This is a genomic window from Shinella sp. GW821-FHT11G07, from assembly GCF_058808115.1.
Genome location: NZ_JBXARJ010000018.1, coordinates 86,130 through 102,125, shown reverse-complemented (window position 1 = coordinate 102,125; position 15,996 = coordinate 86,130). Strand labels below are relative to the sequence as shown.

17 protein-coding genes are annotated in these 15,996 nt (G+C 62.9%); 12 read left to right on the top strand and 5 right to left on the bottom strand.

What is annotated here, in order from left to right:
- Nucleotides 1–85: 85 nt before the first annotated feature.
- The 3 genes from AC1RT2_RS27465 to AC1RT2_RS27455 all read right to left on the bottom strand — a co-directional run bounded on the left by AC1RT2_RS27465 (nucleotide 86) and on the right by AC1RT2_RS27455 (nucleotide 1,755).
- A complete protein-coding gene (locus tag AC1RT2_RS27465; RefSeq protein WP_493107099.1) occupies nucleotides 86–691 on the bottom strand; it encodes a TadE/TadG family type IV pilus assembly protein in 606 nt (201 codons plus the stop codon).
- Nucleotides 691–1,302, bottom strand: coding sequence for a TadE/TadG family type IV pilus assembly protein (locus tag AC1RT2_RS27460; protein WP_493107097.1), 612 nt, complete (start codon nucleotides 1,300–1,302; stop codon nucleotides 691–693). The genes AC1RT2_RS27465 and AC1RT2_RS27460 overlap by 1 nt, the downstream gene beginning before the upstream one ends.
- Before the next feature lie 123 nt (nucleotides 1,303–1,425).
- On the bottom strand, nucleotides 1,426–1,755 hold the full coding sequence (locus tag AC1RT2_RS27455) for a pilus assembly protein N-terminal domain-containing protein (RefSeq protein WP_150130056.1): 330 nt from the start codon (nucleotides 1,753–1,755) through the stop codon (nucleotides 1,426–1,428).
- Between the two features lie 427 nt (nucleotides 1,756–2,182).
- Between AC1RT2_RS27455 and AC1RT2_RS27450 the strand changes: the two genes are divergently transcribed.
- The 9 genes from AC1RT2_RS27450 to AC1RT2_RS27410 all read left to right on the top strand — a co-directional run bounded on the left by AC1RT2_RS27450 (nucleotide 2,183) and on the right by AC1RT2_RS27410 (nucleotide 11,184).
- Nucleotides 2,183–2,365, top strand: coding sequence for a Flp family type IVb pilin (locus AC1RT2_RS27450; RefSeq protein ID WP_493107095.1), 183 nt, complete (start codon nucleotides 2,183–2,185; stop codon nucleotides 2,363–2,365).
- A 98-nt stretch (nucleotides 2,366–2,463) separates the two neighbouring features.
- On the top strand, nucleotides 2,464–2,976 hold the full coding sequence (locus AC1RT2_RS27445; protein ID WP_493107093.1) for an A24 family peptidase: 513 nt from the start codon (nucleotides 2,464–2,466) through the stop codon (nucleotides 2,974–2,976).
- A 190-nt stretch (nucleotides 2,977–3,166) separates the two neighbouring features.
- The gene (gene cpaB, locus AC1RT2_RS27440) at nucleotides 3,167–3,976 is read left to right on the top strand and encodes a Flp pilus assembly protein CpaB (protein ID WP_493107091.1); all 810 of its coding nucleotides are present in this window, start codon (nucleotides 3,167–3,169) and stop codon (nucleotides 3,974–3,976) included.
- A gap of 85 nt (nucleotides 3,977–4,061) precedes the next feature.
- A complete protein-coding gene (locus AC1RT2_RS27435; RefSeq protein ID WP_493107089.1) occupies nucleotides 4,062–5,588 on the top strand; it encodes a type II and III secretion system protein family protein in 1,527 nt (508 codons plus the stop codon).
- Nucleotides 5,589–5,647: 59 nt separating this feature from the next.
- Complete coding sequence (locus tag AC1RT2_RS27430; RefSeq protein ID WP_493107087.1) at nucleotides 5,648–6,319, top strand: CpaD family pilus assembly protein; 672 nt, start codon at nucleotides 5,648–5,650, stop codon at nucleotides 6,317–6,319.
- Nucleotides 6,320–6,377: 58 nt separating this feature from the next.
- Nucleotides 6,378–7,661 carry a CpaE/TadZ family protein gene (locus AC1RT2_RS27425; protein ID WP_493107085.1) on the top strand — a complete coding sequence of 428 codons (1,284 nt, stop codon included), beginning with the start codon at nucleotides 6,378–6,380 and terminating at the stop codon, nucleotides 7,659–7,661.
- A 27-nt stretch (nucleotides 7,662–7,688) separates the two neighbouring features.
- Nucleotides 7,689–9,161: a TadA family conjugal transfer-associated ATPase gene (locus tag AC1RT2_RS27420; RefSeq protein ID WP_493107083.1), complete on the top strand. Its 1,473-nt coding sequence runs from the start codon at nucleotides 7,689–7,691 to the stop codon at nucleotides 9,159–9,161.
- Between the two features lie 18 nt (nucleotides 9,162–9,179).
- Complete coding sequence (locus tag AC1RT2_RS27415; RefSeq protein ID WP_493107082.1) at nucleotides 9,180–10,190, top strand: type II secretion system F family protein; 1,011 nt, start codon at nucleotides 9,180–9,182, stop codon at nucleotides 10,188–10,190.
- Nucleotides 10,191–10,257: 67 nt separating this feature from the next.
- Entirely contained in the window at nucleotides 10,258–11,184 is a 927-nt protein-coding gene (locus tag AC1RT2_RS27410) for a type II secretion system F family protein (protein WP_493107176.1), read from the top strand.
- 78 nt (nucleotides 11,185–11,262) lie between these two features.
- Here AC1RT2_RS27410 and AC1RT2_RS27405 read toward each other — a convergent pair whose 3' ends face one another.
- On the bottom strand, nucleotides 11,263–12,078 hold the full coding sequence (locus tag AC1RT2_RS27405) for a tetratricopeptide repeat protein (protein ID WP_493107081.1): 816 nt from the start codon (nucleotides 12,076–12,078) through the stop codon (nucleotides 11,263–11,265).
- A gap of 158 nt (nucleotides 12,079–12,236) precedes the next feature.
- On the opposite strand from AC1RT2_RS27405, the gene AC1RT2_RS27400 reads away from it, so the two are divergent.
- The 3 genes from AC1RT2_RS27400 to AC1RT2_RS27390 all read left to right on the top strand — a co-directional run bounded on the left by AC1RT2_RS27400 (nucleotide 12,237) and on the right by AC1RT2_RS27390 (nucleotide 14,980).
- Nucleotides 12,237–13,628: a leucyl aminopeptidase family protein gene (locus AC1RT2_RS27400; protein WP_493107079.1), complete on the top strand. Its 1,392-nt coding sequence runs from the start codon at nucleotides 12,237–12,239 to the stop codon at nucleotides 13,626–13,628.
- A 124-nt stretch (nucleotides 13,629–13,752) separates the two neighbouring features.
- On the top strand, nucleotides 13,753–14,103 hold the full coding sequence (locus AC1RT2_RS27395) for a MarR family transcriptional regulator (protein ID WP_160857971.1): 351 nt from the start codon (nucleotides 13,753–13,755) through the stop codon (nucleotides 14,101–14,103).
- Between the two features lie 22 nt (nucleotides 14,104–14,125).
- Nucleotides 14,126–14,980 carry a C40 family peptidase gene (locus AC1RT2_RS27390; protein WP_493107077.1) on the top strand — a complete coding sequence of 285 codons (855 nt, stop codon included), beginning with the start codon at nucleotides 14,126–14,128 and terminating at the stop codon, nucleotides 14,978–14,980.
- 49 nt (nucleotides 14,981–15,029) lie between these two features.
- Here the strand turns inward: AC1RT2_RS27390 and AC1RT2_RS27385 are convergent, their stop codons facing one another.
- Complete coding sequence (locus AC1RT2_RS27385; RefSeq protein WP_493107075.1) at nucleotides 15,030–15,989, bottom strand: 2-hydroxyacid dehydrogenase; 960 nt, start codon at nucleotides 15,987–15,989, stop codon at nucleotides 15,030–15,032.
- Nucleotides 15,990–15,996: the final 7 nt, after the last annotated feature.

Here is a 15,996-nt window from a genome sequence, read left to right as displayed (position 1 = left end):
GTCGCCGAAACGGCGGATGGACTGCGTGACATGACACAGGCGCGGCGAGAGGTTCAAGCGAAATCGGCAGACGTGCGTGCCTGACTCAGCAACCCGAGCAAGCGATCGTCTTGCCTTTGCGCAGGCCGAAGTAGCTCGTCTTGGCAAGTGGGAAGGAGCTGAGCCTGGACGAGAGATTGGGCGCCATGAGCAATATGGTATAGGGCACGGACAGCTCCGTGCGCACGAAGAACAGGCTCTTGGCACCCTGAATGTTGCTCGGCAAGACGACGGCCGTTCCCTTGGTATAGGGCTCCCCCTTGGCCTGATCGCGCGACCACGCGACGGTCGCCTTGCCATCCGCGTCGACGGCGACGCCGGTGATCTTCAGCGTGTATCCGTCAGTCTGCTTGAAGGGTGCAATGACGCGTTTTGTGACCTCTTTCATCGTATCTAACGTGTCCGCCGTTGTTGCAGACTCCTGCGTCAACAGGTCGGAGACGGTGCTGGCCGCACGGCTGACCTTGCTCGACATGTTGATGCCGACGGAAATCTCGAATGCACTGACATAGGCCATGATCAGAAGCGGCGCGACGATTGCGAATTCGATGGCGCCCGCTCCCTGCCGGTCCCGGCCGAAGCGGCGCAGCAGGCTCCGTCCTTGCAAGGTCACCCTCTTGCCGACGAGCACAGGTGAAAAGACCGTACGCATCACGGATAGTCCTCGTTCTGGATAACGGCTGTCGAGACCATCAGGTAGTTCTGCTTGCTACCGTCAGCAGACCTGATGGTGGAGAGATAGGGGCGGATGATGTCGGTGACGGTATCCCAGCGATAGTAGGCACGCACGATATTGATCGACTTCTTGCCGCCCGGGGCAAATTGGAACGCGGTCGTATCGAGATCCTTGCCCGTCAGCGGAACCGATTTCGGAATTTCCGCGAAAGTCTTGAAAGTGCGCACATCCAGCCAGAGCTTGTTGGGCGCCTTCAGCTCATCCGCCGAGCACTTCAGCATGATGGCGATTTCCTGGCAGAAGGCCGCGCGGAACTCTTCCTTGGTCTTGTCCGTGTCTTTTCTTCCAAGATTGTAGGTGATCTCGCCGGTGCGGATCTTGCGCGCCATTGTATCGGTCGCGCTGGCAAGAAGCTGCTCGGCGGAAAAGGCGACGAACGTTTCGACCGAGGCGAAGACAATAAGGAAGAAAGGCAGCGTGAGGATGGTGAATTCAATCGCCGTCGCGCCGTCGCGGCGAGCGAAGAAGCGACCGATCAGACCCTTCATCGGCCGTCGGCGAACTGTTGTGTCTTGATCGAGCGACATCGCGATCCGTTCCCAAATACTGGACACGGCGAGAGTAAACGGCAGACTGTTTATTTTTCGTGTGTGCGAGGCCGAAGAATTGAACGGTTTCCCATATTCGAACGCCCGAAGCGAAACAGGTCCTCAGCCGCCCGTCGCGGCGCGGGTCGAGTGTTCCTCGCAGTTTGGCGTACAGGACAGCACGGATCTATCGGTCTGCCGGAAGACACGCACCGTGTTGCCTTCGTCGATCGACACGAGAATACGCTCGTCGATGATCGCGTTTCCGTCGGCGTCGAGAAGAACCAGATTGGTCGTTCCGAAACTGCGGCCCGTCAGGACGATGGTGCGTGCATCGGCCACGGTCGCATCGGCGACCTCGGCATTGCCGATGATCACCTTGCTGACGGGCCGATCGAGCCGCAGCACACGGGCATGATCCATGTAGACGCGCATCAGCGGTTCTTCGGCCATGGCGCCGGCAGCCGTCGCACCCACCACGAATGCGGCAGTGGCAAACCTCAGCGCACCCTTAACGAAGGTCCAGTCGCGTCCCATAAACATTCATCCCGACGATCAATCCCCAACAGCATCGCCGTGAATGGTGAACGAAGCTTTAAGTCACTCACTCACATTGCAGATTTATCCACAGCGGCCGAAACACCCCAGGCAGGCCTGTCCACCCAGAAACGGGCTAGAACACCGAAAAGTACGCGCGAAACGCGCGCGCGTAAGGTGCTTTACCTGTTGTTGACCATATATCCGGTAGGTTGGCGTTAGGGCTGCATTAACCCATTTCCTTAAGCCGATGGAAATCGACTGCCTGTAGGTTGCAGTCATCCGAACAACGGAAACAGTTGGCGGACGTGCTGAACCAACATCGTGGAGCTAGGAGAATACCATGACCAAGATTTTCGCTCGCCTTATGAAGGACGAATCTGGCGCAACCGCCATCGAATACGGCCTGATCGCTGCCCTGATTTCCGTTGCCCTGATCACCGGTGCAACCGCCCTCGGCAAGGGCCTGAACGCGCAGTTCAACTTCCTGAACACCAAGCTCTCGGGTTCGCAGAATCCGACGTAAGTCCAGGAACATCATTTCCTGAAAATGAAGCCGCCATCCACCGGAAGGCGGCTTCATCGTTCGGGGCACCGCCAGAACAACCATCGAAGGCAATCGGCATGACGCAGGCTCTGATTTTCGTGGTCTTCCCGTTGTGCCTGGCGCTCGCCGCCTTCACCGATCTTTTCACGATGACGATCCCGAACCGTGTGCCGGCGATCCTTCTCGCCGCCTTTGTCATCGTTGCCCCGCTTGCCGGCCTCGGCTTGACCGATATCACTCTGCATCTGGCCGCCGGTCTTCTTGTCTTCGCCGCCTGCTTTGCGCTCTTCGCCTTCAACATCATGGGCGGGGGGGATGCCAAGCTTCTGACTGCCAGTGCCGTCTGGTTCGGACTGTCGATGTCGCTGTTCGATTTTCTCGTCTGCGTCTCCTTCTTCGGTGGCGTACTGACGCTCGGCATTCTCGCTCTGCGTTCCAACGCACACGCGATCCTCGCGTCGCGCCTGCCCGTGCCGAACCACCTGCTGGAAGGCGGGAAGGTGCCCTATGGCATCGCGATCGGTGCAGCCGCCTTCGCCACCTACGCCTCTTCTCCCCTCATGATGGCCGCACTCGGCAAACTGGGCTGAGTCACCTCACCAGCGCTGAATCGCGGCATAAAACGCCCACCGGCGCAAGATCGTGTCCGGTGCCTTCCTGCGTTTTGCGTGCATAGTGAAACCTGGCGTTAACCATAGCTGTAAGCCGGTTATTAACCATAATTACACCATTGCCGGTCAATGTGGGCGGATAGAAGAGTCCGCAGTCCAGGGAACACACATGAAACCGGCGCGAATCATTATTCTGGCAGTGGCCGTCGTCTCGGCTGGTGTTGCGGGCTTGCTTGCCCTGCAGCTCGCCAGCGGTGGCCCCACGATCATCCAGTCGGAGCCCGTGGTGGAGCGCGAGCCCTCCATCAATGTGCTGGTCGCCAAGGAAAGCCTGCCTGTCGGCGCGCGGCTCAATCCCGAAGTCATGGCCTGGACCGCCTGGCCGGAGGGCTCGGTCGTCGAAGGCTTCATCACGGACCAGAACCGGCCAGACGCCTTGGAAAGCCTTGATGGCGCGATCGCCCGCATGCCGATCTTCAACGGCGAACCGATCCGCCAGGAAAAGATCGCCGATTCGAGCAACCGCATCATGTCGTCGCTTCTGCCATCCGGCAAACGCGCGGTCGCGACGGAAATCTCCGTGGCGACGGGCGCCGGCGGCTTCATTCTGCCGAACGACCGTGTCGACGTGATCATGGTGCGCAAGAACGAGACCAACTCCTATCTCACGGAAACCGTGCTCACCAATGTTCGTGTGCTCGCGATCGACCAGCAGATCCAGGAAAATCCGGATGGGTCCAAATCGGCCATCGGCACCACCGCCACGCTCGAACTGACGCCGGACCAGACCAAGGTGATCACCGTTGCGCAACAGATGGCCGAGCGGCTCTCGCTGGCGCTGCGCAGCGTCGCGGATGCACAGGAAGCCGATACTGGTGCTGCCGACTATCTGTTGAGCGGCAGCGACGGCATGCCCCTGGTCCAGGTGATCAAGACCGGTGAAATCGTTAACGGCGGCACATCCGCAGCCCAGAAGTGACCAGGAGCTGACCGTGTTTGGAACAACCAGAACTTTTCGGGCCTCTGTCGCCGGCGGATTGAGCTTCTGCCTGGCGTTTTCGGGCATGCCCGTAACCCTTGTCGGCGGCACCGCCATCGCGCCCGCCGAAGCGGCGACCGCCTCGATCATCCGCATCGACGACAGCGGCCCGGGTGCGCGCAAGGCCGTCAAGCTTGGCCTCAACAAGGCGATCGTCGTCGACCTGCCGACCGACGCGCATGACATTCTCGTCGCCGATCCGGGCAAGGCGGATGCCGTGACGCGGACGTCGCGGCGCATCTACCTGTTCGGCAAGGAAGTGGGCCAGACCAACATCTTCGTCTTCGGGCCGAACGGCGAGGAGATCATCAGCATCGACCTCACCGTCGAACGCGACATCGACGGCCTCCAGGCCAATCTGCGGCGCTTCATTGCAGATTCCGATATCCAGGTCGAAATCATCTCGGACAACATCGTGCTGAATGGCACCGTGCGCACACCGCAGGATTCCGCCCAGGCCGTGCGGCTGGCGGAAATCTTCCTGCGGGGCGGCGAGGCGACGACCCGCAACATCACCGCGCAGGGCAACAACGGCGACGCCGCGATCTTCGGCGAAGTGCGCCAGCGCTCGCAGGTCGTCAACATGCTGAAGATCGATGGCGAGGACCAGGTGACGCTGAAGGTCACGGTCGCCGAGGTCAGCCGCCAAGTGCTGAAGCAGCTTGGTTTCAACGGCGCGCTCCAAGGCTCGAACGGCGGCATTTCGTTCCGAAATCCGACCAATCTCGGCGGTGCCGCCGACTGGCTCTCGAATGGGACGTTTGGCGGGACCATCGGCGGGCTTGGTATTGCGAGCTATGTGAGCGCGATGGAGCAGGCAGGCGTCATGCGCACGCTGGCCGAACCGAGTCTGACGGCTATCTCCGGCGAAGAAGCACGTTTTTATGTCGGCGGTGATTTCCGCCTACCGACCGAAGGCGGGATCGATAGGGATGAAGATACTGGAGAAAAAACTCTAAGCCGTACATATTCTCAAGTTGAGTACGGTATCCGTCTGAATTTCCGGCCGGTCGTCCTGTCGCCCGGCCGAATCAGCCTGCGTATCGAGACCGAGGTTTCCGAGCCGACGTTTGAAGGTTCAGGAACGTCTTTGGGGCAAGTTCCTGTGCCTTCTCTCTTGAGTAGGCTTAAGCCCAACCCGTATAGCGACGCTGCCGTGCCCGCCCTGACGATACTCGGCATCCGCCGCCGTGAGGCGACGACCAGCGTTGAATTGCCTTCGGGTGGCTCCATCGTGATCGCGGGCCTCGTCAAGGATGACATCCGCCAGGCAATGTCCGGCCTGCCGGGCCTGTCGAAGATCCCGATCTTCGGTACGCTCTTCCGCTCGAAGGATTTCGTGCGCAACGAAACCGAAATGGTCATCATCGCGACGCCCTATCTGGTGCGCCCGGTCGCACGTAGCGCGATTTCACGCCCGGACGACAATTTCAATGCGACCAACGATGCCGCGAGCTTCTTCCTCGGCAAGGTGAACAAGATCTACGGCCGCAAGGAAGAGGCGATGCCCTCGGGCAATTACCACGGCTCCATTGGCTTCATCTACAAATGACGGGGAGAGAGATGCGCGACACGAACAGCCACACGCCCCTCCCCGCAAGGATGCGCTTCATGCACAAGACCCTGCCAGCACGCGCAGCACTCGCCGCGATGCTTGCCCTTTCCACCGTTGCGCTTTCGGGCTGCGGCACCAACCCGGACAAGAATACGACCGGCTCGATTCCGGACGATTATCGCACGCGCCATCCGATCGTGCTGACGGAAACCGCCCAGACGATGGACCTTCCCATCGCCACCGGCGACCGGCAGCTGACCTTTGCGATGCGCGACAATATCCGCGGTTTCGCCGGTGATCGCGCCGCCAAGTCGACCGGCGCGGTGCAGATCATGCTGCCGCGTGGCTCGTCCAATGCCGCGACCGCAAACTACCTGCGCAAGGACATCCGCGCGACCCTGACGGCCGCCGGCATAAAGCGCGACCGGCTGATCGAGACGAGCTATGATGCGAGCGGCTACGGCGATGCCGCGCCGGTACGCCTCGTCTTCTTCGCGATCACGGCGAAGGCTGGTCCCTGTGGCGCCTGGCCGGAAGACCTCGTCGCGAACACGATGGAAAACCGGAACTACCACAATTTCGGCTGCGCCACGCAGGCCAACCTGGCCGCGCAGGTCGCAAACCCGATGGACCTCGTTCAGCCGCGCGGCATGACGCCGATCGATGCGGAGCAACGCACAGTCGTGATTCAGGACTACCGCGAGAACGGGCAGCCACTACTGCGATGAGCGACATTGGAAAGCAGCTATCCATCCGGTCCGCCGGGCACCAGCAACGGACATGACGATGAGCACGATCAACTACACCATTGAGCGGCCCGCCGAAGAGCACCCGGACGAGGCCGTCCGACCGACCGAGCTCGAGGCCGTGCGCCCGCTGCCGCGCATCTCCGTGCACGCCTTCTGCGAAAGCGAGGCGATGCTGCGTACCATGGAACGCTGCAGCCAGGATCGCCGCATGTCCAAGGCAAGCCTTCGGATCTCGAGCGCGAGCATCACGGCGGCCGCCAACACGTTCGCCTCCGCGCCGACGCCGAACCTGCTGATCCTCGAAACCTCGACGGAGCCGCATGGCATCATGGAGGAGTTGGCCCCGCTCGCCGAGGTCTGCGATCCGAGCACCAAGGTCGTCATCATCGGCCGCTACAACGACATCCCGCTCTACCGCGATCTCATCCGCAACGGCATTTCCGAATACATGGTCGGTCCCGTCGGCATGGCCGAGGTGCTGAACGCCATGGCCGCAATCTTCATCGATCCGGATGCCGAGCCGCTTGGCCGCACCGTCGCCTTCATCGGCGCCAAGGGCGGCTGCGGCTCCTCGACGATCGCGCACAATTGCGCCTTCGACATTTCCAACCTGTTCCAGACCGAAGTCATCCTCGCCGACCTCGACCTGCCCTATGGCACCGCCAATATCGATTTCGATCAGGACCCGCCGCAGGGCATTTCCGAGGCGATCTACGCGCCGGAGCGGCTCGATGAGGTGTTTCTCGACCGCCTGCTGACGAAGTGCTCCGACCATCTCTCGCTGCTTGCGGCCCCCTCGATGCTCGACCGGGCCTACGATCTCGAGCGCGGCTCGTTCCAGCCGATCATGGAAGTGCTGCAGCGCAGCGCGCCGGTATCGGTGCTCGACGTGCCGCATGCCTGGTCGGAATGGACGCGCACGCTGCTGTCCGAGGTGGACGAGCTGGTCATCACGGCCACGCCTGATCTCGCCAACCTGCGCAACGCAAAAAACATGCTCGACGCGCTGAAGAAGCTTCGACCGAACGACAAGCCGCCGCATCTGGTGCTCAACCAGGTCGGCCTGCCGAAGCGGCCGGAAATCTCGCCCAGCGACTTCTGCGAGCCGCTCGGCATCGAGCCGGTTGCGATCATTCCCTTCGACGCGCAGCTCTTCGGCACCGCCGCCAACAGCGGCCGCATGATCGCAGAGATGGACCGAAAATCGCCGACGGCGGAAACCTTCGCGCAGCTCGCCCATATCGTGACGGGCCGTGCGACAATCAAGAAACCCAAGAAGGCCGGCCTCGGCAAGATGCTCGGGCTGCTCGGACGCAAGTAAGCGACGCAACAGACTGGATGAAGTGGCATGTTCGGCAAACGCGGCAATGAAGGTTCCGGCAAGAGCGGCTTGGGTCAGACGATCCCGGCCGTGCATGCGGCCGCCTCGACCTTGACGGCAGAACGGCCGGTCGCCACGGCGCCGGCCGCACAACCCGTTTTCGAGCCGGCCCCGCCGCCATCAGCGGCACCGGCGGCCCAGGCCCGGCGGCGCACGCCCCGCACGGAAGACTATTACGATACGAAGAGCCAGGTCTTCTCCGCGCTCATCGACACGATCGACCTGTCGCAGCTCGCCAAGCTCGATACAGAGAGTGCGCGCGAAGAAATCCGCGACATCGTCAACGACATCATCACGATCAAGAACTTCGCGATGTCGATTTCCGAGCAGGAAGAACTGCTCGACGACATCTGCAACGACGTTCTCGGCTACGGACCGCTGGAGCCGTTGCTGGCGCGCGACGACATTGCCGACATCATGGTGAATGGTGCGGGCAAGACCTATATCGAAGTGGCCGGCAAGGTGCAGGAATCGGAAATCCGCTTCCGCGACAATGCGCAGCTGCTCTCGATCTGCCAGCGCATCGTCAGCCAGGTCGGCCGTCGCGTCGACGAATCGAGCCCGATCTGCGACGCGCGCCTGCCGGACGGCTCCCGCGTCAACGTCATCGCCCCGCCGCTCGCCATCGACGGCACCGCGCTCACCATCCGTAAGTTTAAGAAGGACAAGCTGACACTCGATCAGTTGGTCCGGTTCGGCTCGATCACGCCGGAAGGCGCGACGCTGCTCCAGATCATCGGCCGGGTGCGCTGCAACCTCGTCATTTCCGGCGGTACCGGCTCGGGCAAGACGACGCTGCTCAACTGCCTGACCAACTATATCGACCGCGACGAGCGCGTCATCACCTGCGAAGATTCGGCCGAACTGCAGCTGCAGCAGCCGCATGTCGTGCGTCTCGAAACCCGCCCGCCGAATATCGAAGGCGAAGGCGAGATCACCATGCGCGATCTCATCAAGAACTGCCTGCGTATGCGCCCCGAACGCATCATCGTCGGGGAAGTGCGTGGGCCGGAAGTGTTCGACCTGCTCCAGGCGATGAACACCGGCCACGACGGCTCGATGGGCACGATCCACGCCAACACGCCGCGCGAATGCCTTTCCCGTATGGAATCGATGATCGCCATGGGCGGCTATACGCTGCCGGCCAAGACCGTGCGCGAAATCATTGCCGGCTCCATCGACGTCATCATCCAGGCCTCGCGCCTACGCGACGGGTCGCGCCGCATCACCCACATCACCGAAGTGGTCGGCATGGAAGGCGACGTCATCGTCACCCAGGACCTGATGCGCTTCGAAATGGACGGTGAGGACGCGAACGGCCGCATTCTCGGCAAACATTCGGGCACGGGCATCGGCAAGCCGCATTTCTGGGATCGCGCGCGATATTTCAACGAGGACAAGCGCCTGGCGGCCACGCTCGACGCAATGGAAAAGCCATAAGGGGCAGGCGGGGCGCGGATGTTCGGACTGGATATCACCATCGTGGCGATCTTCGCATTGGCGGCGCTCTCCACCGCTGGCCTTGCCTATGGCATTCTCTTCTCGCGCATCGAGGCGGCGAAGAAGACCGAAAGCCGTGTGCGGCGGGTGCAGTCGGCGGAAACCGACCAGTCCAAGGCGAAGGCGGCCCGCGACCGCATGCAGGAAATGTCGAAGCGCCGCAAATCGGTGCAGGATTCGCTGAAGGACCTCGAAAAGAAGCAGCAGGATCAGACCAAGCGGGCAGCCACATCGCTGAAAGGGAAACTCGGCCAGACCGGTCATTCCATCAGTGTCACGCAATTCTACCTGTTCAGCGCCCTGTTCGGCCTCTTTACCCTCGTGCTCAGTTTTCTCGCCGGTGCCGACATCCTCGTGTGCCTGGGTATCGCCTTCATCGCGGCGGCCGGTTTTCCGCGCTGGGTCGTGGGTTTCCTGGTCAAGCGGCGGCTGAACAAGTTCCTGGAGGAATTCCCCAACTCGCTGGACGTGATGGTCCGCTCCATCAAGTCCGGCCTGCCGCTGACGGATGCGCTGCGCCTGATCGCCGCGGAAGGCCAGGAGCCGGTGAAGACCGAGTTCCGACGGATCGTGGAATCCCAGCAGGTCGGCCTCAGCGTGCCGGAGGCCTGCGCGCGCATGTTCGCCAGCATTCCGTTGCAAGAGGTGAATTTCTTCGCCATCGTCATCGCCATCCAGAGCCAGGCTGGCGGCAACCTCTCCGAAGCGCTCGGCAATCTTTCCCGCGTGCTGCGCGAGCGGCGCAAGATGCGCTCCAAGGTCGCCGCGCTGTCGATGGAAGCAAAGGCCTCGGCCGCGATCATCGGGGCACTGCCCTTCATCGTCGCCACCCTCGTTTACCTCACCTCGCCCGACTACATCATGATCCTGTTCACGGATTCGCGCGGCCACCTCATCCTCGGCCTTTCGGCCTTCTGGATGTCCATCGGCATCATGGTCATGCGCAACATGATCAATTTCGACATCTAGGGGGGCACGCGTGTCCGATCTCGTCGCAACGCTTACAGACCCCGCCGTCCTGCTGCCGGCCTTCGTGATGGTCGCGGTTCTCGCGACCTTCTACACGCTGGCGGCCCCCTATTTCGACCGCAGCGACCTCGAAAAGCGCATGAAATCCGTCTCGCTCGAACGCGACCAGATGCGGGCGCGCGAACGGGCGCGCCTGAATGCCGAGGGCGTACAAAGCAAGGCATCGCTACGCGCGCAGCATAACGTCTCGGTGCGCCGCGTCGTCGACCGGCTCAACCTGCGTGGCGCGCTGGTCGATGCCAACACGATGAACCGGTTGCGCCAGGCCGGCTATCGCTCCCAGAACGCGCTCAACGTCTTCCTCTTCGCACGTTTCGTGCTGCCCTTCGTCTTTTTCGCCGTCGGCGCCTTCTATATCTTCTACCTCGGCTTTCTCAGCGACAAACCGTTCCCGATGCGGGTCCTGGCAACGGTGGTGATCGCCTATATCGGCTTCTACGCGCCGAACATCTTCGTCTCCAACCAGGTGGGCAAGCGGCAGAAATCGATCCGCCGGGCCTGGCCCGATGCGCTCGACCTCATGCTGATCTGCGTGGAATCGGGTATTTCCATCGAAGTCGCCTTCAAGCGCGTGGCCGACGAAATCGCCATGGCGTCACCGGAGCTTGCCGAAGAACTGGTGCTGACGACGGCGGAACTCTCCTTTCTTCAGGAACGGCGCGCGGCTTACGAAAACCTCGGCACGCGCACCGGTCTCGACACGGTCAAGGCCGTGACGCAAGCGCTTATCCAGGCGGAGCGCTACGGCACGCCGCTCGCCCAGGCGCTGCGCGTGCTTGCGCAGGAATGCCGCGACCAGCGTATGAACGAGGCGGAAAAGAAGGCGGCCGCCCTTCCGCCGAAACTCACCGTGCCGATGATCCTGTTCTTCCTGCCCGTACTGGTCGCCGTCATTCTCGGCCCCGCCGGCATCCAGGTCTCCGACCGGTTCTGATCGAACCAGCACTCAAGAAAAAGCCCCGGTCGAGACTATCGGCCGGGGCTAAGTTTGTGCTTGGGAGGCACTTCGGGTTCAGTTCGTGTTGCCGCTGTCGTCGGCGGCGAGCTTCTTCCAGGAATTCTGCTGCGTCAGCATGGAGCGCAGATAAGTGACGTTCGCCTCGGCCTGTTCGGCGGTCAGTTCCTGCCGGGCAATGGTTTCCGCTTCCTGGAAACGACCCTGCAGGCCGATCGCAAGCGCGAGGTTCTGGCGCACGCTGCTGTCAGCGCCGGGCTGGGCTGCCGCGTTGCGCAGGTAGGTCTCGGCGGTCTTCAGATCCCTGGCCAGCAGGTAGGACATGCCGAGATTGGAGAGAATCGAGGATTCGTTCGGGTTGATGTCGAGCGCCTCGCGATAGCGCTCCCGGGCATCGCCGGCGCGGCCGAGCTGATCGAGGATCGCGCCTTCCGCCGATTTCAGCCGCCAGTCCGGCCGGTCCGGGGTCTGGGCGCGCAGGATGGTGTTCAGCGCCTGCTCGAGCTGGCCGGCGGCAGCCTGCGCCTTGCCGTAGGCGGCGAGCACGGTGCGGTCGTTTGGATTGTTGATGGCCACCTGCTGCATGACGGCGAGCGCCTGGTCGTTGCGCCCGTTCATGCGCAGCACGTTGGCATAGTTCATGCCGACGGCGCGGTCCTTGGGGTTCTTTTCATAGGCGCGGCCGATCGTCTCCGCGGCACCGCGCAGTTCCGTCGCGTTCATCTCGCCGACCGGCTTCGACAGTTTCGGGATGGAGCCGGTGGTAAGGTTGCTCTTGCCCGCACAGCCCGCCACCGCAACGGCAACCGCAACAAGGGCAGCACCGCGCAAAAACCGCGAACGAAGCGATGAATGTGTGACGGAAGCAGCCATGATCAGTCCCCGAAGCGATTTCCGCGTGCCGCGGCGGTTAGGAATCACGCCGCAATCTCCGCTCAAGCAATAATCTGTTAACCCTAACAGAGTGTTAATTGCCCGATTCGAGAGCACTTCCGCTGGTTTTGCTCCAACGCTTGCCCAAAGGTTCCGACATGGCCCCCTTCCAGTTCATCGACCGGCCCTCTCCCTTCAACACGAAGAACGGCAAGACGCTGCCGATCTTCGCCATCACACCCGCCCATATCGAGACCGGGACGATCGACCCGATCGCGCTCGACTGGGCCAAGAAGGCCGGTTTCAAGGCCGATTCCGGTGCGCTCCTGATGGTGCCCACGGCGGATGGGCATCTCGGCGGCGCCCTGTTCGGTCTTGGCAAGAACCCGTCCGACGCCCCCTTCCTGACCGGCAAGCTCGCCCGCGCGCTGCCGGCCGGCGACTGGCATATCGAGACCGCGCCGCTGACGGCAAACCGCCTGGCGCTCGGCTACGGCCTCGGCAGCTACCGCTTCGAGCGCTACAAGGCCTCGACCTCGGAGGCGCCGACGCTGCTCATTCCGAGTGACGCGGATGCCACCGACATCAAGCGACAGCTTGCCGGTGTCTTCCTTGCCCGCGACCTTATCAACACCCCGACCAACGACATGGGGCCGGAAGCGATGGAGGACGTTTTCCGCGCGCTCGGCGAACACTACAAGGCCAAGGTCTCGATCGTCACCGGCGACGACCTGCTCAAGCAGAACTTCCCGCTCGTCCACACGGTCGGCCGCGCCTCGGCGCAGGCGCCACGCCTGCTCGAACTGCGCTGGGGCAAGAAGGGCCACAAGCGCGTGACACTCGTCGGCAAGGGCGTCACCTTCGATACCGGCGGCCTCGACATCAAGCCTGCCTCCTCCATGCTTCTCATGAAGAAGGACATGGGCGGTGCGGCCAACGTCATGGGCCTTGCCTTGATGATCATGGACGCCAAGCTGAAGGTGGACCTGCGCGTGCTGGTTCCCGTCGTCGAGAATTCGATCTCCGCCAACGCCTTCCGCCCCGGTGACATCTACAGGAGCCGCAAGGGCCTGACGGTACAGATCGACAACACCGACGCCGAGGGCCGCCTGATCCTTGCCGACACGCTCGCCTATGCCGACGAGGAGGATGCCGATCTCATCATCGACATGGCAACATTGACCGGGGCTGCCCGCGTGGCGCTCGGGCCGGACCTGCCGCCGTTCTTCACCGACGACGACGACCTTGCCCATGACCTCACCGAGGCGAGCCTGACCGTCGATGATCCGATGTGGCGCATGCCGCTCTACATGGGCTACGACAAGGACGTGTCCGCCCGTATCGCCGACCTCACCAACGCCCCTTCGGGCGGCATGGCGGGCTCGATCACCGCGGCCCTCTTCCTGAAACGCTTCGTCACGCGCAACAAGCATTGGGCGCATTTCGACATCTATGGCTGGGCGCAGGCGGAGCGGCCGCATTCGCCGGTCGGCGGCGAGGCGCAGGCGATCCGCGCGCTCTACCACCATCTGCGCAGGGCGGCCGCCTGACACGAGCCGCTTTCCTTCGGGGAAACGATACGGTAGCGTAACGAAACGCTAACGCAAGCGCGGGAAAATAGGCTTGGAATGCCTTCCTGGAAGGCGGACAGGCTTTTTCAGGCCCGGAGGAGCTGTGCCGGTAGATTTGACCCCATCGCAGGCGCTCGGCCTCTGGCACGAGGTGACGTCGCAGCAGGTGCAGCAGGATGGTCGTGACCTGACGCTGCGCCAGCTCGCCATCCTGCTCGAAATCTACCTCGTGCCACCGCCGCATACGGTGCGGGGGCTGGCGTCCAAACTCGGCGTCACCAAGCCGGTCATCACCCGCGCGCTGGACACGATGGGGGACCTCGGCCTCGTCACCCGCATGCGCGACGACCGCGACCGCCGCAATGTCATCATCAAGCGCACCGTGGATGGCGCGCTCTATCTCGAACGCCTGGGCGATCTCATCATCGCCCGGGGCCGCGCCCAGACCGCTTGAGCCAAACCGTAGGACCAGACCGATGAACGCCCTGCCCGACCGTCGCCTCAACGCCTACCGTCCGGATCTCGCCGACGAGGCCCTGCGCGGCACCGTCACGGCAGACCGCTACGTGACGGGCACGCCGGCGCGCGTGGTCCTGCCCATCGCAGCCCTTCGACCCCGGCCGGAGAGCAGCGCCGGCATCGATACGGAGCTGCTGTTTGGCGAAGTCGTGCGTGTCCTCGACCGGGCGGATGGCTGGGCCTGGGTTAAGTCCGATTTCGACGGCTATGTCGGCTATCTGCCGGACACGGCACTCGATGCAGGCAACACCGCCGCGACCCACGTCGTCGCAGTACCGCGCACCTTCGCCTATTCCGGCCCCGACCTCAAAACGCCCGCCGCCTTTGCCCTGTCGATTGGAAGCCGGCTAACAGTCCTCGGCGAAAGTGAAACGCGCGGCACGCGATATCTCACGCTGGGGGGTGGGCAGTCCGTCGCCGCCGGCCATTGCCTGGCCATCGGCGAGACTGCGGGCGACGACTATGTCGCCATCGCTTCCCGCTTCCTTGAAACGCCATATCTCTGGGGCGGGCGCTCCGGCTTCGGCCTCGATTGCTCGGCTCTCGTGCAGCTGTCGATGATGATGACGGGCCGGACGGCGCCGCGCGATTCCGACATGCAGGCCGCCGGCCTCGGCACGCCGATCGAACGCGACGCGCTGCGTCGCGGCGACCTGGTCTTCTGGAAGGGCCATGTGGCGATCATGGAAGACGAGAAGACCATTCTCCATGCCAACGGCCACACGATGAGCGTGGCGCGCGAGGGGCTGGAGGCCGCCATCAAGCGCATCGGCTGGCTCTATCAGCAGCCGACGGGCTACCGCCGGCCCTGATTCCGCAAGCCAGACCCGATCCGGCATCCCGGGTCGAGGACGCGTGCGCTCAGTAACCCGCGCTTCGATCTACGAGATATTCCAGCGGCTTACCGCTCTCGAGACGTTCGATCTGGGCCGCGACGTGGCGAAAGAGTGCTGCAACGTCCGAAGCGGCGGCGGCATGCGGCGTAATGAACACCTTGTCCATCGACCAGAGCGGGCTTTCGAGCGGCAGCGGTTCCTGTTCGAAGACATCGAGCGAGGCGCCGCGCAGCGTGCCGTCATTGAGGCTGGCGACGATATCCGCTTCCACCTGACTGCCGCCACGGCCGGCATTGATGAAGACCGGAGCACCGAACGGCCCCTTGCGGCTGAGACGGGTGAAGAGGCCGGTGTTGAAGATGCCCTTGGTGTCGGGCGTCAGCGGCAAGAGTCCAACGAGAATATCCGTCTTCGCAAGGAACGCGTCGAGGCCGCTCGCATCGAAGGTCTCGAAACCGTCGACCTGCTTGCGGCTGCGCGACCAGCCGATGACGTTGAAGCCGAGCGCCTTCAGCTTCGCCGCCGCATCCTGCCCGAGCACGCCGAAACCCATGACGCCAACGGTGAGTTCCTTGGCCTCCGGCTGAACGAGCTCGCGCCACACGCGCGTCTGGCGTTGCGCCTCGTAGGCCTGGTGCTGGCGCAGGTGCAGCAGGCACTGCATGACGATCCATTCGCTCATGCGCGTCGTCAGCGTCTCGTCGACGAAACGGACGAGCGGAACGTCCGGCAGGCCGGGCAGCGTCAGCACATGATCGACGCCTGCGCCGCCGGAGAAGACGACCTTGAGGTCCTTTGCACGCGAAAAGAGATCGGCGCCCGGCTTCCACACCACGGCATAGTCGATGCTGGAGAGATCGCGCTTGCGGCTTGCCGGATGCAACAGGTTGATCACCTCGCGATCGGGAAAGGCGCCCTTGAGGGCTGCCGCAACCTGCTCCTGATCGAATTTCAGATCGATGATGACCGGGCTTTTCGTCTGCATGCTGGTT